Source organism: Caulobacter sp. NIBR2454, from assembly GCF_027474405.1.
Taxonomy (GTDB): Bacteria; Pseudomonadota; Alphaproteobacteria; order Caulobacterales; family Caulobacteraceae; genus Caulobacter.
Genome location: NZ_CP114871.1, coordinates 707164 through 723753 on the forward strand (window position 1 = coordinate 707164; position 16590 = coordinate 723753).

The 16590-nt window shown below is 67.1% G+C and carries 25 protein-coding genes; 9 read left to right on the forward strand and 16 right to left on the reverse strand.

Annotated features, from left to right (window positions below; all coding sequences use genetic code 11):
- The first annotated feature begins 117 nt into the window (after window positions 1–117).
- Window positions 118–774 (forward strand): COQ9 family protein, encoded by a 657-nt coding sequence (locus O5K31_RS03440; RefSeq protein ID WP_269715860.1) that lies wholly within the window; start codon window positions 118–120, stop codon window positions 772–774.
- The gene (locus O5K31_RS03445) at window positions 771–1184 is read left to right on the forward strand and encodes a fosfomycin resistance glutathione transferase (protein ID WP_269715862.1); all 414 of its coding nucleotides are present in this window, start codon (window positions 771–773) and stop codon (window positions 1182–1184) included. Before O5K31_RS03440 ends, O5K31_RS03445 begins: the two co-directional genes overlap by 4 nt.
- A gap of 116 nt (window positions 1185–1300) precedes the next feature.
- Here O5K31_RS03445 and O5K31_RS03450 read toward each other — a convergent pair whose 3' ends face one another.
- The 5 genes from O5K31_RS03450 to O5K31_RS03470 form a co-directional block, all read right to left on the reverse strand.
- Window positions 1301–2386 carry a 5-(carboxyamino)imidazole ribonucleotide synthase gene (locus O5K31_RS03450; RefSeq protein ID WP_269715864.1) on the reverse strand — a complete coding sequence of 362 codons (1086 nt, stop codon included), beginning with the start codon at window positions 2384–2386 and terminating at the stop codon, window positions 1301–1303.
- 5 nt (window positions 2387–2391) lie between these two features.
- Window positions 2392–2883 carry a 5-(carboxyamino)imidazole ribonucleotide mutase gene (gene purE, locus O5K31_RS03455; protein ID WP_269715865.1) on the reverse strand — a complete coding sequence of 164 codons (492 nt, stop codon included), beginning with the start codon at window positions 2881–2883 and terminating at the stop codon, window positions 2392–2394.
- Between the two features lie 88 nt (window positions 2884–2971).
- Entirely contained in the window at window positions 2972–3187 is a 216-nt protein-coding gene (locus tag O5K31_RS03460) for a YdcH family protein (RefSeq protein ID WP_269715867.1), read from the reverse strand.
- A gap of 64 nt (window positions 3188–3251) precedes the next feature.
- Complete coding sequence (locus O5K31_RS03465; protein ID WP_269715869.1) at window positions 3252–3698, reverse strand: TIGR02444 family protein; 447 nt, start codon at window positions 3696–3698, stop codon at window positions 3252–3254.
- Window positions 3695–4297 carry a UbiX family flavin prenyltransferase gene (locus O5K31_RS03470; protein WP_269715871.1) on the reverse strand — a complete coding sequence of 201 codons (603 nt, stop codon included), beginning with the start codon at window positions 4295–4297 and terminating at the stop codon, window positions 3695–3697. The genes O5K31_RS03465 and O5K31_RS03470 overlap by 4 nt, the downstream gene beginning before the upstream one ends.
- Window positions 4298–4404: 107 nt before the next feature.
- Between O5K31_RS03470 and O5K31_RS03475 the strand changes: the two genes are divergently transcribed.
- Window positions 4405–4578: a YdcH family protein gene (locus O5K31_RS03475; protein WP_269715873.1), complete on the forward strand. Its 174-nt coding sequence runs from the start codon at window positions 4405–4407 to the stop codon at window positions 4576–4578.
- A gap of 58 nt (window positions 4579–4636) precedes the next feature.
- Here the strand turns inward: O5K31_RS03475 and O5K31_RS03480 are convergent, their stop codons facing one another.
- From O5K31_RS03480 to O5K31_RS03495, 4 genes are all read right to left on the reverse strand, one after another.
- Window positions 4637–5347: a DUF1013 domain-containing protein gene (locus O5K31_RS03480; protein ID WP_269715875.1), complete on the reverse strand. Its 711-nt coding sequence runs from the start codon at window positions 5345–5347 to the stop codon at window positions 4637–4639.
- A 144-nt stretch (window positions 5348–5491) separates the two neighbouring features.
- Window positions 5492–5788 carry an addiction module antidote protein gene (locus O5K31_RS03485; protein WP_269715877.1) on the reverse strand — a complete coding sequence of 99 codons (297 nt, stop codon included), beginning with the start codon at window positions 5786–5788 and terminating at the stop codon, window positions 5492–5494.
- A gap of 43 nt (window positions 5789–5831) precedes the next feature.
- On the reverse strand, window positions 5832–6134 hold the full coding sequence (locus O5K31_RS03490) for a type II toxin-antitoxin system RelE/ParE family toxin (protein ID WP_269715879.1): 303 nt from the start codon (window positions 6132–6134) through the stop codon (window positions 5832–5834).
- A gap of 64 nt (window positions 6135–6198) precedes the next feature.
- On the reverse strand, window positions 6199–7164 hold the full coding sequence (locus O5K31_RS03495) for an NAD(P)H-quinone oxidoreductase (RefSeq protein WP_269716993.1): 966 nt from the start codon (window positions 7162–7164) through the stop codon (window positions 6199–6201).
- Window positions 7165–7249: 85 nt separating this feature from the next.
- Between O5K31_RS03495 and O5K31_RS03500 the strand changes: the two genes are divergently transcribed.
- The gene (locus O5K31_RS03500) at window positions 7250–7456 is read left to right on the forward strand and encodes a DUF1192 domain-containing protein (RefSeq protein ID WP_269715881.1); all 207 of its coding nucleotides are present in this window, start codon (window positions 7250–7252) and stop codon (window positions 7454–7456) included.
- Window positions 7457–7544: 88 nt separating this feature from the next.
- The gene (rcdA, locus tag O5K31_RS03505; RefSeq protein ID WP_269715883.1) at window positions 7545–8072 is read left to right on the forward strand and encodes a protease adaptor protein RcdA; all 528 of its coding nucleotides are present in this window, start codon (window positions 7545–7547) and stop codon (window positions 8070–8072) included.
- Between the two features lie 190 nt (window positions 8073–8262).
- On the opposite strand, the gene rpmE is transcribed toward rcdA, so the two are convergent.
- Window positions 8263–8490, reverse strand: coding sequence for a 50S ribosomal protein L31 (rpmE, locus tag O5K31_RS03510; protein WP_269715885.1), 228 nt, complete (start codon window positions 8488–8490; stop codon window positions 8263–8265).
- 115 nt (window positions 8491–8605) lie between these two features.
- On the opposite strand from rpmE, the gene O5K31_RS03515 reads away from it, so the two are divergent.
- Window positions 8606–10459 (forward strand): ABC transporter transmembrane domain-containing protein, encoded by a 1854-nt coding sequence (locus O5K31_RS03515; RefSeq protein ID WP_269715887.1) that lies wholly within the window; start codon window positions 8606–8608, stop codon window positions 10457–10459.
- On the opposite strand, the gene O5K31_RS03520 is transcribed toward O5K31_RS03515, so the two are convergent.
- From O5K31_RS03520 to thiE, 6 genes are all read right to left on the reverse strand, one after another.
- Complete coding sequence (locus tag O5K31_RS03520; RefSeq protein WP_269715889.1) at window positions 10456–11202, reverse strand: FkbM family methyltransferase; 747 nt, start codon at window positions 11200–11202, stop codon at window positions 10456–10458. The genes O5K31_RS03515 and O5K31_RS03520 overlap by 4 nt on opposite strands.
- Window positions 11203–11282: 80 nt before the next feature.
- Complete coding sequence (locus O5K31_RS03525) at window positions 11283–12353, reverse strand: glycerophosphodiester phosphodiesterase (RefSeq protein ID WP_269715891.1); 1071 nt, start codon at window positions 12351–12353, stop codon at window positions 11283–11285.
- A gap of 50 nt (window positions 12354–12403) precedes the next feature.
- Window positions 12404–13198 carry an inositol monophosphatase family protein gene (locus O5K31_RS03530; RefSeq protein ID WP_269715893.1) on the reverse strand — a complete coding sequence of 265 codons (795 nt, stop codon included), beginning with the start codon at window positions 13196–13198 and terminating at the stop codon, window positions 12404–12406.
- 5 nt (window positions 13199–13203) lie between these two features.
- Window positions 13204–13770, reverse strand: coding sequence for an elongation factor P (gene efp / locus O5K31_RS03535; protein ID WP_269715895.1), 567 nt, complete (start codon window positions 13768–13770; stop codon window positions 13204–13206).
- A gap of 110 nt (window positions 13771–13880) precedes the next feature.
- Window positions 13881–14288 carry a hypothetical protein gene (locus O5K31_RS03540; RefSeq protein WP_269715897.1) on the reverse strand — a complete coding sequence of 136 codons (408 nt, stop codon included), beginning with the start codon at window positions 14286–14288 and terminating at the stop codon, window positions 13881–13883.
- Window positions 14289–14386: 98 nt separating this feature from the next.
- A complete protein-coding gene (gene thiE, locus O5K31_RS03545; protein ID WP_269715899.1) occupies window positions 14387–15031 on the reverse strand; it encodes a thiamine phosphate synthase in 645 nt (214 codons plus the stop codon).
- Between the two features lie 120 nt (window positions 15032–15151).
- Here thiE and O5K31_RS03550 point away from each other — a divergent pair, with 120 nt between their 5' ends.
- The 3 genes from O5K31_RS03550 to O5K31_RS03560 all read left to right on the forward strand — a co-directional run bounded on the left by O5K31_RS03550 (window position 15152) and on the right by O5K31_RS03560 (window position 16585).
- A complete protein-coding gene (locus O5K31_RS03550) occupies window positions 15152–15337 on the forward strand; it encodes a (2Fe-2S)-binding protein (RefSeq protein ID WP_269715901.1) in 186 nt (61 codons plus the stop codon).
- A 131-nt stretch (window positions 15338–15468) separates the two neighbouring features.
- Complete coding sequence (gene bfr, locus O5K31_RS03555) at window positions 15469–15966, forward strand: bacterioferritin (protein WP_269715903.1); 498 nt, start codon at window positions 15469–15471, stop codon at window positions 15964–15966.
- Window positions 15967–16027: 61 nt separating this feature from the next.
- A complete protein-coding gene (locus O5K31_RS03560) occupies window positions 16028–16585 on the forward strand; it encodes a tryptophan-rich sensory protein (protein ID WP_269715905.1) in 558 nt (185 codons plus the stop codon).
- The last annotated feature ends 5 nt before the right edge of the window (window positions 16586–16590 follow it).

The window sequence follows — 16590 nt, forward strand, 5'->3', positions numbered from 1 at the left end:
AGAATAATGATTGGGGTCGGCAAGGCGGGCCCTGCCGACGTGAGGCGCGCGAAATAGCAGAAGGACTCCTGCTTGTCCATGCGCGACGGCCGTTTCAGGTCGATGTATCATCCTCTCATGACCGATCGTGACGCCAACTCCACAGATTGGGCCGCGCAGGCCGAACAACGCCTTCTGGACGCCGCCCTGGCCCGCGCGCCGCGCCTTGGCTGGAGCGGCCCGCTGGTCGCCGTCGCGGCCCGCGACATCGGCATGTCGCCCGCCGAGGCCGAGCTTCTGCTGCCGCACGGCGCCCGCGATCTCGCCGCCCTGTTGTCGCGCCGACATGATTCCCAGGCCCTGGCCTCGCTGCCCGACGGGGCGACCCTGAAGATTCGCGAACGCATCCGCAGCGGCGTCATCGCCCGCCTGGATGCGGCGGCGGCCGACCGCGAAGCCGTGCGCCGCTGGGCCGGTTTCCTGGCCTTTCCGACCAACTTTCCCCTGGCCCTGAAACTGGTCTGGGAAAGCGCCGACGCCATCTGGCGCTGGGCCGGCGACACCGCCACCGATGAGAACCACTATTCCAAGCGGGCCATCGTCTCGGGAATCCTGATCTCGACCTTGGCGCTGGACCTGACCAACGGCCGCGAACAGGCCCTGGCCAGCCTCGACGCCCGCATCGACAACGTCATGGCCTTCGAGAAGTGGAAAGCGACCACCAAGCTGAAGCCGTCACAGCTCGCCGCCGAGGTGGCTGCTGCGCTGGGGCGGTTGAGGTACGGCCGGGCTTGAAGGTCCGGGGGCTCAATCATGTGACCTTTGCCGTCGCTGACCTGGAGCGGTCGACGACCTTTTATCGTGACCTTCTCGGCTTTCAGTTACGCGCCCGCTGGGCTGATGGAGCTTATCTGGAAGCGGGGAAGCTCTGGCTCTGCCTGTCGCTCGATCCCGATGCGCGTGGTGAGCCACACCCCGACTATACCCATCTGGCTCTCGATGTAGCGGAAGCCGATTTCGGTGCGCTCAGTGATCGGGTCCGCGCCGCCGCGCCGGTCTGGAAGGATAACCGGAGCGAGGGGGCATCGCTCTACGTCCTCGATCCGGACGGACACAAGCTTGAGCTTCATGTCGGCTCGCTCGCCAGCCGTCTCCAGCACTACCGAACCCACCCCGCGCCGGGTCTGGAGATATTTGACGACTAGTCGTGCGTCCTTCGAGATGCCGGCTTCGCCGGCTCCTCAGGATGACGAATTCAGAGAGCAACAAACTTCGTCATGCTGAGGAGCGCGAACGCGCGTCTCGAAGCACGCACCCAGCCTCAGAGCGCCCTAAGCCTGTTCACATGCCCCATCTTGCGCCCGGCCTTCACCTGGCGCTTGCCGTAGAGATGCACGCGGGTCTCCGGCTCGGCGGCCAGCTTGGCCCAGGTCTCGACCTCGTCGCCCAGCAGGTTGATCATCTCCACATGCGCCAGGGCATGGGTCGGGCCTAGCGGCCAGCCGGCCACGGCGCGGATGTGCTGCTCGAACTGATCGACCTCGCAGCCGTCCTGGGTCCAGTGGCCGGTGTTGTGGACGCGGGGCGCGATCTCGTTGACCAGCAGCCGGCCGTCTTTCAGCTCGAAAAGCTCCACGCCCATGACGCCCACATAGCCCAGACCGTTCAGGATCTGGGCGGCGATGCGCTCGGCCTGCTCGCGCAGCTTGGCCGTGGTCTTGGCCGGGGCCGAGGTGCGGCGCAGGACGCCGTTCTCGTGGTGGTTTTCGGCCAGGGGATAGACGGCGATCTCGCCGTCGCGGCCGCGGGCGGCGATAACCGACAGCTCGCGCACGAAATCGGCGCGGCCCTCGACGATGGCGGGCTTGGCGCCAATCGCCGTGAAGGCCTCGGCGGCGCTGGCCTCGGTGGCGTGCTCGACCCAGGCCTGGCCCTTGCCGTCATAGCCGTCGCGGCGGGTCTTCAGCAGCACCGGCGCGCCCAGTTCGGCGGCGGCGGTCTTGATCGCGCCCGCGTCATCGGCGGCGCGGAACGGGACGGTGCCGACCCCCACCCCGTTCAGGAAGCTCTTCTCCGTCACCCGGTCCTGGGCCGCGGCCAGGGCGGCGGCGGACGGCGCCACCGGCAGGCCGGCCTCGGCCAGCATGCGCAGCACGTCGGCGGGAACGTTCTCGAATTCGGTGGTCACCACTTGGGCGACGGCGGCCAAGGCCTTTAGGGCGGCTGGGTCGTCATACTGGGCGACGATAGTTTTGGCGGCGACGCGCGAGGCTGGCGAATCCTCGTCCGGGGTCAGGATGGCGACGTCGAAGCCCAGCCGTGCGGCCGCCAGGGCCAGCATGCGGCCCAGCTGCCCGCCGCCCAGGACGCCGATGGTCGAACCGGGGGGAAGGGGGAAAGTCGTCACGGGGATCAGTCCTCGACCGTCTCGGCCACGCTGTCGGTCTGCGCCGCGCGGAAGGCCGAAAGGCGGCCCGCCAGCGCCTCGTCCGACAGGGCCAGGATCTGCGCCGCCAGGATGCCGGCGTTTTTGGCGCCCGCCACGCCCACGGCCAGGGTGCCCACCGGCACGCCGCCCGGCATCTGGACAATGGACAGCAGGGAATCGAGACCGTTCTGCAGCTTGGACTCCACCGGCACGCCCAGAACCGGCAGGTCGGTCATCGAAGCGGCCATACCCGGCAGGTGCGCCGCGCCGCCGGCCCCGGCGATGATCACCTTGAAGCCCGCGGCCTTGGCCCCCTTGGCGAAGGCGAACAGGCGGTCCGGCGTGCGGTGAGCGGAGACCACCTTGGCCTCATAGGCCACGCCCAGCGCATCCAGGTTGTCGGCGGCCCACTTCATGGTGGGCCAGTCCGAGCGGCTGCCCATGATGATGGCGACGGGCGGCGTAGCGGCGCTCATGGCGTCTTGATCCCTATGGGGGCCTCAGAACGGGTCCCCGGAAGGGCGCGGAGTATAGGCGCCGCTTTGTCCGGGGCAACCGCTCTGGTTAAGCGATGATGTCGGGGGTCAGCAGACCTTCCAGATGGGTGATCTGGTCGCGCAGGGCCAGCTTGCGCTTCTTTAGGCGCGCCACCAGCAGCTGGTTGGGCAGGGGCTGGGCCTCGATGGCCTCCACCGACGCGTCCAGGTCGGCGTGCTCCTGGCGCAGCTCAGCCAGCTTTTCCATCACCACGTGGTCGAGAAGCGGTTCGTCGTCGTTCATCTGCGCGCCCCCCTACAGTTCGCGGCTGCGTTCATACCAAAGCCCAAGCCTCGTTAAAGGCGCCTCAAGACAGCAGAGTGGCGAGGCGCGAAATCTTCGCCTCGGGCGCGCCGCCGAAAGCCAGGGACGCCGCGCTCAGGGCCTGACCCAGCGGACGGGCCGCACCCGGCTCGCCCGCCAACGTCTCCAGGCCTTCCAGCAGCAGCCGTTCGGCCCCTAATTCAACACCCTTAACCTGCTCGCGCAGCGCCCAACGCGCCGCGTCGGCCGTTCCGGGCAGCTCCTGCTTCAACCGCCGCCGCACCGCGCGCAGGGGCGAGACCACCTCGGCCTCCCAAGCCCGGGCCAGGGCCACGGCGCGGACCGCCTCCACCCGGCGGCCCTCCAGCGCAGCCCAGGCGGCGAACAGCAGATAGGGCACGCTCTGACCGTGGGCGTCCTGCAGATCGACGCAGAGGTCGCCGACACCTTCGCGGCCATAGGCCTTCACCGCCCAGGCCCAAAGGCTCACGCCTCGCCTCCGATCACCGGGGCCAGATCCTCGCCCCAGCGTTTGACCGGCCGCCACGACAGGCCAAACAGGTCCAACGCCCGGCCTACCGACTGATCCACGATCTCGTCGATGCTCTGGGGCTTGGTATAGAAGGCCGGCAGCGGCGGGGCGATGATCGCCCCCATCTCGGCCAGCTTGGTCAGGGTGCGCAGGTGGCCCAGATGCAGCGGCGTCTCGCGCACCATCAGCACCAGATTGCGCCGTTCCTTCAGGGTCACGTCCGCGGCGCGGGTCAGCAGGGACGAGGTCACGCCCGTCGCGATCTCGCTCATGGTCCGCACCGAGCAGGGCACGATGATCATGCCAAGCGTGGGGAAAGAGCCAGAGGCGATTGACGCCCCTACATCACCCGCCCGATGGACGACCTCGGCCTTGGCGTTGACCTCCGCCGGCGACAGGCCGGTTTCCTGGCTCAGTGTCAGGACCGCGGACTTGGACAGGATCAGATGGCTTTCGACGCCCATCTCGCGGCAGGCGTCCAGGGTCCGCAGGCCATACACCACCCCCGAAGCGCCGGAGATGCCGACCACCAATCGCGAACGTCCAGCTTCGGTCATGGTTCTGTCCCCCTTAGGACTCATGCCTGCAACCATATGTGATCTGACAGCCTCGCAAAGCGGGTGTTCACTGTCACAGTAGAAGCAAAATCTAGGAGGCGAGAGCCATGGCCATCGAATCCCGTATCCGCGAACTGGGCGTCCGTCATCAGACGCTCGACCGGACGATCCAGGACGAGATGAGCCGCCCGATATTCGACGAGGTCCGCCTCAGGGCCCTAAAGCGGCAGAAACTCCGACTTAAGGAAGAGATAGAGACTCTTAAGTCTCGAGCCCACTGACGAGCCCCGTCGCTTCGCCCCCGCCTCTCGAAGGCGGGGGCGAAGTACATTTGGGACCTTAGTCTTCTTCGTCGGCCTCGACGCTGGGCGTCGATTTGCCGAACACGTCCTCGGCCGAAACCGAGCCACGGCGGCGGTAATCTTCTTCCTCGACCTCGGGCTCCGGAGCCTCGACCTCGCCGGCCGGGCGCAGGGTGGCGCCGTCGGGATCGGTGATGCCGCGCTTGGCGTCGTCCTTGGCCTTCTTCTCAGCCGCCTTCTTGACCAGCGCGTCCAACTCCAGCTGACCCACCAGGCCCAGGGTCACCGGATCGACCGGCTTGATGTTGGCCGCGTTCCAGTGGCTGCGGTTACGCACCTGCTCGATGGTGGCCTTGGTGGTGCCGAGGATCTTGGAGATCTGGGCGTCGGTCACTTCGGGGTGGTTGCGGATGAACCACGCGATGGCGTCCGGACGATCCTGGCGGCGCGACACCGGGGTGTAGCGCGGGGCCTTCTTGGTCGGCTTCAGCAGTTCGGCGTGACGGCTGACCAGCGCGTTCATGCGGTACTTGTCGTTGGCCTGCGCCTTGTCGAGTTCTTCACGCGACAGCTGGCCGTTAGCGATCGGGTCGGCGCCGCGGATGTCGCGCGCCACTTCGCCGTCGGCGATGCCGCGAACTTCCAGCGGGTGAAGGCCGCAGAAGTCGGCGATCTGCTCGAAGGTCAGGGAAGTGTTGTCCACGAGCCAGACGGCGGTCGCCTTCGGCATCAGGATTTGGTCGGCCATGAGACCCTCCAGAAATGACGGCGCCCGGCCTTTCGGCCGGGCGGGTATTGGAGCAGACATATACTGAGCTTCAGTGACGAAGCAAAGGGTTCAGGCGGGCTCGACCAAGTTTTTCAACACCTTGGCGGGCTATGTGGAAGGCAGCTATGCGGCGGCCTGGTCCGCCAACGTCGCGTGCAGCTGAATGCCGAGAGCCCTGACGACATTCAATACGGTCTCGAACTTGGGCGAGCCGTCCTCCGCCAGAGCCTTGTATAGACCTTGACGCCCAAGGCCTGTCGCGTCGGCCAGATGGGTCATGCCCTTGGACCTCGCCAGAACCCCCAGGGCATGCTGGATGTAGCCCGCGTCGCCGGTCGCCAAGGCTTCATCGAGAAACACCGCGGCTTGCTCGGGCGTCTCGATATGGTCAGCTGCATTGAACGGCGTGGTTGCGGTCATGTTCTTGTCCTCACAATCGTACGGGGGCGCCGGCCGGGAGATTTCAGGGCGTCTTCACGACCCGTCTGGCGATCTCCTTCGCCCGCCGAATGTCTCGCTCCTGAGAGCTTTTATCTCCGCCGCAGAGCAGGATGGTCAGCGTCCCGCCGTGCTCCTTGATGTAGACGCGGTATCCTGGCCCGACATGGATCCGCAGTTCGCGCACGCCCTCGCCAACGGCTTTTACGTCCCCCTTCAAGCCGTAGGCGAGTTGGTCGATCCGGGCGGTGATCCGCGTGCGGGCGACCAGATCCCTTAGTCCACCGAACCAAGCGGCGAACTCGGCCGTCTGACGGACTTCAACCACAAGCACTGTCTACTGTGGGCGACAGCTCTTGGCAAGTAGCTGTCGCCTGTGGGCGACGTTTTCGTCAGCCAGTCGTCAGCACGACCTTCCCCACATGCGCTCCAGCCTCCAGGTGCGCATGCGCCCTGTCCGCCTCCGCCAGCGGGAACGTCGCGTCGATGCGCGGCTTCAGCTTGCCCGCCGCCACCCACGGCCAGACGATCCGCTCCACCTCCGCCGTCAGGCGCGCCTTCTCGTCGGCGTCGCGAGGCCTCAGCGTGGACCCCGTCAGCACCGCGCGTTTGCGCATCAGACCAAAGACCGGAACGTTCAGCATCCCGCCGCCCAGGCTGGCGATGTAGACGATCCGCCCACCGGTGTTCAGGGCGTCCAGGTTCTGGTCGAAATAGCTGGCCCCGACCATGTCCAGCACCACATCGACCCCGCCGGCCGCCTTGGCCACCTCGGCGAAGTTCTCGGACGTGGCGTCCACGGCGATATCAGCGCCTAGGGTCTTGGCTTCGGCCGCCTTGTCCGCCCCACGGGCCGTGGCGATCACCTTGGCCCCGGCGGCCTTGGCCATCTGGATCGCGGTCGTCCCGATCCCGGACGTGGCGCCATGCACCAGCAGGGTCTCGCCCGCCTGCAGCGCGCCATGCTCGAAGACATTGGCGAAAACCGTGAACACCGTCTCCGGCAAGGCCGCCGCCTCGATGTCGCTGAGCCCCGCCGGGATCGGCAGGGCGTGGCGCGTGTCGACCACCGCATACTGCGCGTATCCGCCCCCGCCCAGCAGGGCGCAGACCTTGTCGCCGGCCTTCCAGCGTCCGGCCCCGACCACCACCTCGCCCGCGACCTCCAGGCCCAGGGTGTCCGGCGCGCCCGGCGGCGGCGGGTAGGCGCCCAGCCGCTGTAGCAGATCGGGACGGTTCACCCCGGCCACGATGACCCGGATCAGGATTTCGCCGTCCCTGGGAACAGGGCGGGGCAGGGTGACGGGTTTCAGCGCTTCAGCCGGCCCTGAGCCGTTCTCCACCGCGATGGCGGTCATGGTCTCGTCGGTCACGGCGTTCTCCAAAGCTTGCCTTCGACCCTAGCTAGGGCTCTGATGTCGCCCCTACAAGCGGAGGCGAGCCATGGATGAGCCGGTCGAACCGCGTCGCGCGCGCGGAGATGCACTGAACGAGGCCCTCAGGGAGGATCTCGATCTTCAAGGAGTGGCCGAACTGCAGGATCGCATCGCCACCCTGGAGACCGAGATCGCCCGCACGCGGCTGCATCTCGAAAAGAAACAGGCGGGACGCGCCGCCGCCGACGCGCTGTTTGGTTTCCGCGACAATTGAACCGGGGATAGTTCTGGCACGGGCGTTGCACCCAGGGGGTCTGTGCGGCCATTAGTGTGCCGCGACCCGGTTGAAGGCGATGATTCCCATGAGTGACATGCCCGGTGCGGCATCGACGGTTTGGCGGGCTGGCGTGATCGAGGATTTCGCCCGCTCCGAACTGTTCGACAAGACCTTCGAAGAAGGCATGGAACTGGTCGAGGTCTGCGCCGCCTATCTGGACGGCGTCGGCCGCCAGGATTCAAAGCTGCTGTCGCGCAACGCCGCCCTGGCCTATGCGGCCGAGAGCATGCGCCTGACCACCCGCCTCATGCAGGTGGCCTCCTGGCTGCTGGTGCAGCGCGCCGTGCGTGAAGGCGACATGGCCCCGGCCGCCGCCTGTGAAAGCCGCTATCGTGTGGGTGACGACACCATCGCCCCCACCGCCGAGGTCGAGGCCCACGAGGGGCTGCCCTCCAGCCTGGTCGAACTCGTCGGCCGCTCTGAACGCCTCTATGAGCGCGTCCGCCACCTGGACCAGCGCATGTACATCGACGCCGAAGCCGCCATTGAGGCGCCCAACCCCGTCCTGTCGCAGTTCACCCGCCTGCAGGACGTCTTCGGCCGGGCGTCTTAGGCTCTTTTAGATTCCGCTCATCCCGGCGACGGCCGGGACCCAGATTCATCCAGGGCCTCAGCAGGTTTCACCTGGGCCCCGGCCTTCGCCGGGGTGAACGGCTTTGGCGACAATCCCAAAACAAGAAAAAGCCGGCGCGCTGCTCAGCGCACCGGCTTTCCAGCCCCAGGGCGTCGCCGCCCTTACCGGATTACTTCTTGGTGGTGAAACCGGCGAACTTCGCGTTGAAGCGCGAAACGCGGCCACCGCGGTCCAGCAGGTGGGCGTTGCCGCCGGTCCATGCCGGATGGGTCTTCGGGTCGATGTCGAGGTTCAGGGTAGCGCCCTCTTTCCCGTAGGTCGAACGGGTCTTGTACGAGGTGCCATCCGTCATGACGACGTTGATGAAGTGATAGTCGGGGTGCGTGTCTTGTTTCATCGGGCGATCCAACCGACTAAGCGGCCTGAAAATTTGTGTCGTGTCGGCCCCGAGAGGCTGACCGCGAAGACGCGCGGCTATACAGAAGGCCCGGCGTATTGGCAAGAGGTTGGTCATGACTGAGGCGAGCGGAACGGACACGGACGCGGGGGCACGCCCCGGCGCCGGCGCCGAAGTCGTCCAGAATTTGCAGGCCGCCGCCGCCCGTCGCGCCAAGAGCCGCAATGTACGCGCGCTCGGCCGTCTGCTGCCTTTCCTCGCCGCCCACAAGGCCGACGCGGGCCTGGCCCTGGTCTTCCTGCTGTGCTCGACGGCCGCGACGCTTGGCCTGTCGGTCACCCTGCGCCTGCTTGTCGAGCACCTGACCAACGGCCAGCCGACCCCAGCCAGCATCAATCCCTGGTTCGCTCTGATCGGCGCCAACGCCTTGATCCTGGCGGCCGCCACCGCCCTGCGATTCTTTTTCGTCACCAAGACCGGCGAGCGGATCATCGCGGACCTGCGCGCGGCCCTCTATTCCCATGTCCTGACCCTGGACCCCGGCTTTTTCCTCAAGACCCGCACGGGCGAGGTGCTGTCGCGGGTGACCACGGACATCCAGATCGTCGAGGCGATGATCACCACTTCGGTCTCGGTGGCCCTGCGCAATTTCCTGATGCTGATCGGCGCCCTGGCCCTGCTGATGGTTGTCAGCCCGCGCCTGACCGGCCTCGTCCTGCTGTTGTTCCCCTTCGTCCTCGCGCCGCTGTTCCTGTTCGGCCGTCGGGTGCGCAAGCTGACCACCTCGACCCAGGACATGTTCGCCTCGGCGGTCGGCTACGCTGGCGAGACCCTGGACGCCCTTGAGACGGTCCAGGCCTTCGGTCGCGAGAAAAGCGCCGGCGCCCGCTTCGGCAAGGCAGTCGAGGACGCCTTCCGCATGTCCCTGACCCGCATGACCGCCCGCGCCACCATGACCGCCCTGGTCATCGGCCTGGTGTTCGGCGGGGTGGTGGTTGTCTTCTGGCTGGGCGTGAACGCCGGCCTGCGCGGCGAGATGAGCTGGGGCGCCCTGATCCAGTTCGCCTTCCTGTCGGTCATGGCCGCCGGCTCGGTCGGCGCCATCGGCGAGGTCTGGGGCGAGGTCCAGAAGGCTTCCGGCGCCATGGAGCGGATCGGCGAGCTGCTGGCCGCCAAGCCCAACGTCGCCGCGCCCGACAAGCCCGTCCCCATGCCCAAACCCGCGCGGGGCGAGATCGCCTTCGACGGCGTGACCTTCGCCTATCCCGGTCGTCCGGACCTGCCCGCGCTGAAGGGCTTTGACCTGGCCGTGAGGCCCGGGGAAACCGTCGCCCTTGTCGGACCCTCGGGGGCGGGCAAAAGCACCGTCCTGCGCCTTCTCCTGCGCTTCTACGATCCTCAAGCCGGCTCGATCCACATGGACGGGGTGGACCTGCGCGACGCCGATCCGGCCGAGGTCCGCGCCCGCATGGCCTTGGTCTCGCAGGAAAGCCCGCTGTTCTCCGGCTCGGCCATGGACAACATTTTGTTCGGCCGCGAGGACGCCACCGTCGCCGACGCCACCACGGCCGCCGAGGCCGCCCAGGCCGCCGGCTTCATCGCCAATCTGCCCGAGGGCTTCAACACGCCCGTAGGCGAACGCGCCAAGACCCTGTCCGGCGGCCAGCGCCAACGCCTGGCCATCGCCCGCGCCTTGGTGCGCCAGGCCCCGATCCTGCTGCTGGACGAAGCCACGAGCGCCCTGGACGCCGAGAACGAGCGTCTGGTGCAGCACGCCCTCACCGAGGCCATGAAGGACCGCACCACCCTCGTCATCGCCCACCGCCTGGCCACCGTCCTGGCGGCCGATCGCATCGTGGTCATGGAAGAGGGCCGCGTGGTCGACCAGGGCACCCATACCGAACTGTCGGCCCGCGGCGGCCTCTACGCCCGTCTCGCCAAGCTCCAGTTCGGCGGCGAGGCGGCCTAGGCGGGGATCAGGTGCGCCAGCTCATTCGGCACGCAGACGAAGTCGTCCGATAGGACGTAGAGCTTGTAGTCCTTGCCCTGGATGTGATCGGCCAGGGCCCGGCTGTCGGACTTCAGGTGCTCTACCGTCATGATCGGCCGATAGGCGTCGATCAGCTGGTTGGCGCCCGCGAGAACCCGATCCTCCATGCCCTCGACGTCGATCTTCAAGATATCGACGCGGGGAAAGCCGTAGCTGTCCAAGGCGCGCATCGGCACAAACTCGCGCTTGTCGGGGTCCTGGCCGCGTTCTTGGGACAGACGCTCGTTCTGGGCGCCGCCGAATTCGACACTGCCGAAGTTGAGGGCCTGATTGTAGTCGAACTGAGGAATCTCGATGGAACCCTCGCCGTCGCCGACGGCGGTGTGGTGGCAGAAGATGTTGGTGTAGCCGTTCAGGGCCACCGAGCCGGCGATCATGTTGAACAGGATCCGCTGCGCCTCGAAGCAATGATAGACGCCGCGCCCGTCCAGCATCCGCGCCATGCCCAGCGAGAACAGCCCGAAATTGGCGCCCACATCGAGGACGAAGGGCTCTGGGCTTTTCAGCGTCGACAGCTTGGCGATCATCTCGATGCTGTCGTGACCATGCGCCCGCCCGGTCTTGAGCAGGTGGTTGGTCTGGTTGATGTCGTGCCGGCTGACGATCACGGGCCCATACAGGGTCGGCATGACCATCCCATACGGGACGTGGTTCGGCAGCATGCGCCCTCCCGGCGGATCGAATCGCTCAAAGGGATGGTGGCCGCGAAGACCGGGCCTGACCAGCCGTCAGACGGGGTCCGCTAGGCGTCCCGCGCCTGCGCGGCCAGGCCCGGAAAATCGCTGAACACCCCGTCCACTCCGGCCGCGTACAGGGCCTTAAGCACCGGCGTTACGTCGCCCTGCAGGCGCTGGTAGTCCGGACGCATCGCCAGGCCCTTCTTGAGGCTCTTGGGCAGGAAATAGTTCTCGGCGCGAACCGTCCAGGGATGGACCACCAGACCTGCCGCATGGGCGTCCCGGACGAAGTTGGTGGCCGGCAGCAGCGTCTCTTCGTTCTGCGGGATCACCAGGGTCTTCTCCGGCCCGACGCCGCTGGCGTAGGCGGCGATCGCCTTCAGGCCGTCTGGCGTGATCATCTGGGCGTAGGTGGTCGAGGGTGCGTCCGCCGGGCCGGCCTCGCTCGCCACCAGCTGCACCAGCCGCGCATTGGTGCGGCGGCGCAGGGTCTTCAGGGGCGCGACCTCAAAGCACTGAACGAAGACCGGCGCGGTGGGGCTGTCCAGGTCGGCGGCGCGCAGGGCGTCGGCCATGCGGTCCTCGATAGGCAGGCCGATCGACGCCAGGAAGGTCGGATGCTTCATCTCAGGATAGACGCCGATGACGCGACCGACCCGCTGGCTCTCGGCGCGGGCCAGGGCGGCCACTTCGGCGAAGGTCATGATCTGCGCCTGGCCGTCGAACTTGGCGCTGGCGGGCCGCAGCTGCGGCAGGCGCTCACGGGCGCGCAAGGTCTTCAGTTCGGCGAGGGTGAAGTCCTCGGCGAACCAGCCGGTCATCTCCTGGCCGTCGATGCGCTTGGTGACCTTGCGGGCGGCGAACTCGGGGCGCGACTCCACGTCGGTGGTGCCGCCGATCTCGTTCTCGTGGCGCACGACCAGATGGCCGTCCTTGCTGACCACCAGGTCCGGCTCGATGAAGTCGGCGCCCTGATCCACGGCCAGGCGATAGGCGAGCTCGGTGTGCTCCGGCCGCTCGCCGCTGGCGCCCCGGTGGGCGATCACGATGGGTTTCTTGGGGGCGGCCTGCGCCATCTCGGCGATGAAGGGCAGGGCGAGGGCGGAGGCGGCGAGCGCGCGGCGGGTCAGCGTCATGACCGCCAGCTTAGCCGGCGATCATGACAGCTGCACAGCAGACTTCGCGCTTAGGCGGCCTGCAGCTTTTCCAGCACCAGCGGGTGCAGTTCCAGGTTGGCGGCCAGGATCGAGCCGCCCGTCAGGCCGGTCTCGCCATTCTCCAGATCGGTGACCCGGCCGCCGGATTCGCGGACCATCAGGATGCCGGCCGCCACGTCCCAGACGTTGAGGTTGCGTTCCCAGTAGCCGTCGAAACGGCCGGCCGCGACCCACGCCAGGTCCAGGGCCGCCGAGCCGAAGCGGCGCACGCCGGCGACGCGTTGGCTGACCTGATGCAGTTCTTTCAGGAAGGTGGCGTGACCCGGCTTGCCGGCGAACGGCACGCCCGTGGCCAAGATCGAGTCGTCCAGGTTGCGGCGAGCGGCGACGCGCAGGCGCTTCTCCATGCCCAGATAGGCGCCCTTGCCCTTTTCAGCCCAGAACAGGTCGTTGCTGATCGGGTTGTAGGTGACGCCGGCCACGACCTCGCCCTCGCGCTCCAGCGCGATGTTCACCGCGAAGTGCGGGATGGCGTGCAGGAAGTTGGTGGTGCCGTCCAGCGGGTCGACGATCCAGGTGTGCGTCTTGTCGGTGCCTTCGACCGTGCCGCGCTCTTCACCGATAAAGGTGTAGCCCGGGCGGGCCTTGGTCAGCATTTCGAAGATGACCTGCTCGGCCTTCAAGTCGGCGGCCGAGACGAAGTCGGCCGTGCCCTTGCGGGAGACCTGCAGTTCGCCCAGCTCGCCGAAATCGCGCGAGAGTCCTCGCGCGGCCTTGCGGGCCGCGTCGATCATGACGGTGACGACGGCTGAGGGGGTGGCCATCCGGCTTAGTCCGCGCGGCGGACGTATTCGCCCGTTTCGGTCGAGACCAGCACGCGCTCGCCCGCGTCCATGTACGGCGGGATCATGACGCGCACGCCGTTGTCGGCCTTGGCCGGCTTGTAGGACGACGAGGCCGTTTGGCCCTTCACCGTGGCTTCGGCCTCGACGATGGTGACCACCACGTGCTCGGGCAGCTCGATGCCGATGGCGCGCTCCTCGTGGAACTCCACCACGACCTTCATGCCGTCCTGCAGCCACGGCACGCGGTCTTCTCCGACGAAGTCCTCGTGCAGGCTGATCTGCTCGTAGGTTTCGCCATCCATGAACACCAGCATCTCACCCTCGCGGTAGAGGAAGGTGTGATCCTTCTGCTCCAGGGTGACGCGCTCGACCTTGTCTTCCGAACGGAAGCGTTCGTTGAGCTTGCGGCCGTCGATCAGGTTCTTCAGCTCGACTTGGGCGAAGGCGCCGCCCTTGCCCGGCTTCACGTGGGAAGCCTTGACGCAGGCCCACAGGCCGCCTTCGTGCTGGATCACCATGCCGGGTTTGATGGTGTTGCCGTTGATTTTCATGTGATTTGGAGTCCGGAAATTTGGCCGCGGAACCTAACGGCGAGACCCCTTTAAAGCAAGGCGGGCCAAAACTCTCCTCCCCCGCCTCGTAGGAGAGGAGAGCAGGAAGCCTAAAGCGCCGCCTTGGGCAGGCTGTCCTTCTTCTCGCAGGCCATCTTTCCGGCGGGGCCGACCATGGCCGAGATGCCGGTGTCCTTCTGCGCCGCGCGCCAGTTGCGCGGCAGTTTGCCGTCGCCTTTGTAGTCGAGACCCAGGTCGATCACCCCGTCGGCGGCGCAGTCGAGGGCGAACATCATGATCGGCGATTTGGTCGTCGGCCACGAGGCGTAGGGTCCCGCCCGGCCACCGGAGGCGTAGCGCAGGACCACGAGCCCGCTCTGCTCGTCCACCCTCATGAAATCCTGATCGTATCGGAACGTGGGGTCACCCGGGACGGGCTGCCAGTTCTCGGCGAGGGCCCCGGACGCAAGCGGCGCGCTGAGCGCCAGACCAACCAGACACACTACGAGCAACCTCATCGACGCTCTCCCAAGTCTTGTTGTTATGGGAGGACGCTACGCCCGGTCCGGGCGGGCCGCAATATGGCCGAAAAGTGGCGAAAGCCTCGCTTTACGGCTCAGCGCTGGGCGACGCCCTTGGTGATCTCGGCTTCGAACGCCTTCACCGCCGCGCCCGGGCCCTCCGCATGACCCCACACCCCGGCGCTGACGGCCAGGAAGTCGGCGCCCGCGGCGGCCAGGCCGGCGGCGGTCTCGACCGTGATCCCGCCGATGGCCACGCAGGGAACCTCCATCACCTCCTGCCAGATCGTCAGGATTTCAGGCTCGGCCCGAGTGGAGGCTTCCTTGGTGCTGGTGGGGAAGAAGGCGCCGAAGGCGACATAGTCCGCCCCGGCCTCGGCGGCCTCCATGGCCAGGTGCCGGCTGTCATGACAGGTGACGCCGATCATGGCCTTGGCGCCCATGATCCGCCGCGCCTCGGCGCAACTGGCGTCGTCCTGGCCCACATGCACCCCGTCGCAGCCGAGGCGGGCGGCAAGGTCTGGCCGGTCGTTGAGGATCACCGCCACGCCGCGCGACTGGCAGATCGGCGTCAGGGCATGCACCGCCGCCTCGATCGCCGCGTCGGGCGCGTTCTTCAGCCTGATCTGCAAGGCGGCGACATCGCCGCCGTCCAGGGCCTCGGCCAGCTGACGGCCGAAGGCGGCCAGATCGTCGATGACGGGCGGGGTGATCAGATAGAGGCGGCAATCGGCGGTCATGGCCGCTCCCTAGCCGATTTCGACGCCTGCGACGAGGCGGCGCAGGTGCAAATGACTTGCAGAGTCATGCGGAGAGATATTAGATGCGAATGATACTCAATCAGTCGGGTCCACGTCGCTTTGTACGTCTGCAACTGCAACGGCATCAGGGAACGTCAGGTCCGCGCGGCGATCGAAGCCGGCGCGTCCCGTCCGGCTGAAATTTTCCGCGCTCACCAGTGCCAGGCGCAATGCGCCAAGTGCGTCTGCGAGATGCGCCAGATGATCGACGAATCCCGTCAGTCCCTGCGTTTCGCCGCCGAATAGGCCGCGTCTTCAGCAACTGCGAAGCGCTCGCGAAGAAAAGCGTGCGGCTGCGAAACACTCGCACACAAAGCAGTTGAAGCTCTGATCCTGATCAATCAGGTTCCGCCCGAACCCGCGATCAGGAGATACCAATGCAGGGCGACAAGACCATCATCAACCTGCTCAACGCCGTGCTCACCAACGAGCTTACGGCGGTGAACCAGTACTTCCTGCACGCCCGCGTCTACCAGCATTGGGGCTTCGCGCGCCTGGGCAAGATCACCTATGACGAGAGCATCGGCGAGATGAAGCACGCCGACATGCTCATCAAGCGCATCCTGTTCCTGGACGGCCTGCCGAACCTGCAAGACCTGCACAAGCTCAAGATCGGCGAGACCGTGCCCGAATGCATGGCCGCGGACCTAGCCGTCGAGATCGGCGGACACGCCACCCTGGTGCCCGGCATCGCCGCCTGCGAAGCGGCCAAGGACTATGTCAGCCGCGATCTGCTGCTGAAAATCCTGGAAGACACCGAGAACCACATCGACTTCCTGGAGACCCAGCTCGGCCTGGTGAAGGCCCTGGGCGAGCAGAACTACCTGCAAAGCGCCCTGGGCGAGCTGGTCGGCGAAGGTCACGCCGACGGTTGAGTTTACAGGGCGGAACCGCTGAAGGTTCCGCCTGTTCTCCTTGCGTAGCAGGGAGGAAGCCATGGGACTGGTCGATACGGCCCAGGACAAGCTGGAAGATCAGCTCAACAGTCATGGACGCGGCGCCGGCCACGTCGCCATCGGCGTGGCGGTCTGCGCCGCCATCGCCAGCGGCACGGCCCTGATCGCCCTCAAGCGCACCCCGCCCGCCGGCCCGGCGGAGCAGGCGGCCGCGACCGACGGCGTGACGGTCAAGCCGTCCAAGCCCACCCTGTCCCTCCTCCTGCCGACCCTATTCTCGCTCTCCAGCCTGTCGGCGCTTCGCATCTGGAACGCGCCGTCCAGCCCGCGTCGCACCCGCGCCCTGGCGCTGTGGGGCGTGATGCAGGCCGTGAACGCCGCCCTGGTTTGGGCCGCCCCCAAGCGCCGGTCGGCTCAGCTCGTCGGCGCCGTGGCCACCGCCAGCATCACCGCCGCCTACGCCGAGACCGCCAAGCGCATCGATACCAAAGCCGCCGGCATGGTCGCGCCCTATGCCGGCCTGATGAGCTTCACCAGCGCCATGGCGGGCGACGTGCGCCGATCCCGCGAGCAGGGCGCCTCCCGCAGCCTTCACTGAACTTG

Bases quoted from the DNA above. Each gene is read 5' to 3' on its own strand.
- O5K31_RS03480 (WP_269715875.1), bottom strand. From the start codon at position 5,347: ATGGCCGACCAAATCCTGATGCCGAAGGCGACCGCCGTCTGGCTCGTG.
- O5K31_RS03540 (WP_269715897.1), bottom strand. From the start codon at position 14,288: ATGAGGTTGCTCGTAGTGTGTCTGGTTGGTCTGGCGCTCAGCGCGCCG.
- O5K31_RS03500 (WP_269715881.1), top strand. From the start codon at position 7,250: ATGGATGAGCCGGTCGAACCGCGTCGCGCGCGCGGAGATGCACTGAAC.
- O5K31_RS03475 (WP_269715873.1), top strand. From the start codon at position 4,405: ATGGCCATCGAATCCCGTATCCGCGAACTGGGCGTCCGTCATCAGACG.
- O5K31_RS03485 (WP_269715877.1), bottom strand. From the start codon at position 5,788: ATGACCGCAACCACGCCGTTCAATGCAGCTGACCATATCGAGACGCCC.
- rpmE (WP_269715885.1), bottom strand. From the start codon at position 8,490: ATGAAACAAGACACGCACCCCGACTATCACTTCATCAACGTCGTCATG.
- rcdA (WP_269715883.1), top strand. From the start codon at position 7,545: ATGAGTGACATGCCCGGTGCGGCATCGACGGTTTGGCGGGCTGGCGTG.
- O5K31_RS03530 (WP_269715893.1), bottom strand. From the start codon at position 13,198: ATGGCCACCCCCTCAGCCGTCGTCACCGTCATGATCGACGCGGCCCGC.
- O5K31_RS03470 (WP_269715871.1), bottom strand. From the start codon at position 4,297: ATGACCGAAGCTGGACGTTCGCGATTGGTGGTCGGCATCTCCGGCGCT.
- efp (WP_269715895.1), bottom strand. From the start codon at position 13,770: ATGAAAATCAACGGCAACACCATCAAACCCGGCATGGTGATCCAGCAC.
- O5K31_RS03495 (WP_269716993.1), bottom strand. From the start codon at position 7,164: ATGACCGCCATCGCGGTGGAGAACGGCTCAGGGCCGGCTGAAGCGCTG.
- bfr (WP_269715903.1), top strand. From the start codon at position 15,469: ATGCAGGGCGACAAGACCATCATCAACCTGCTCAACGCCGTGCTCACC.
- O5K31_RS03560 (WP_269715905.1), top strand. From the start codon at position 16,028: ATGGGACTGGTCGATACGGCCCAGGACAAGCTGGAAGATCAGCTCAAC.
- O5K31_RS03520 (WP_269715889.1), bottom strand. From the start codon at position 11,202: ATGCTGCCGAACCACGTCCCGTATGGGATGGTCATGCCGACCCTGTAT.
- O5K31_RS03525 (WP_269715891.1), bottom strand. From the start codon at position 12,353: ATGACGCTGACCCGCCGCGCGCTCGCCGCCTCCGCCCTCGCCCTGCCC.
- O5K31_RS03440 (WP_269715860.1), top strand. From the start codon at position 118: ATGACCGATCGTGACGCCAACTCCACAGATTGGGCCGCGCAGGCCGAA.
- O5K31_RS03460 (WP_269715867.1), bottom strand. From the start codon at position 3,187: ATGAACGACGACGAACCGCTTCTCGACCACGTGGTGATGGAAAAGCTG.
- purE (WP_269715865.1), bottom strand. From the start codon at position 2,883: ATGAGCGCCGCTACGCCGCCCGTCGCCATCATCATGGGCAGCCGCTCG.
- O5K31_RS03515 (WP_269715887.1), top strand. From the start codon at position 8,606: ATGACTGAGGCGAGCGGAACGGACACGGACGCGGGGGCACGCCCCGGC.
- thiE (WP_269715899.1), bottom strand. From the start codon at position 15,031: ATGACCGCCGATTGCCGCCTCTATCTGATCACCCCGCCCGTCATCGAC.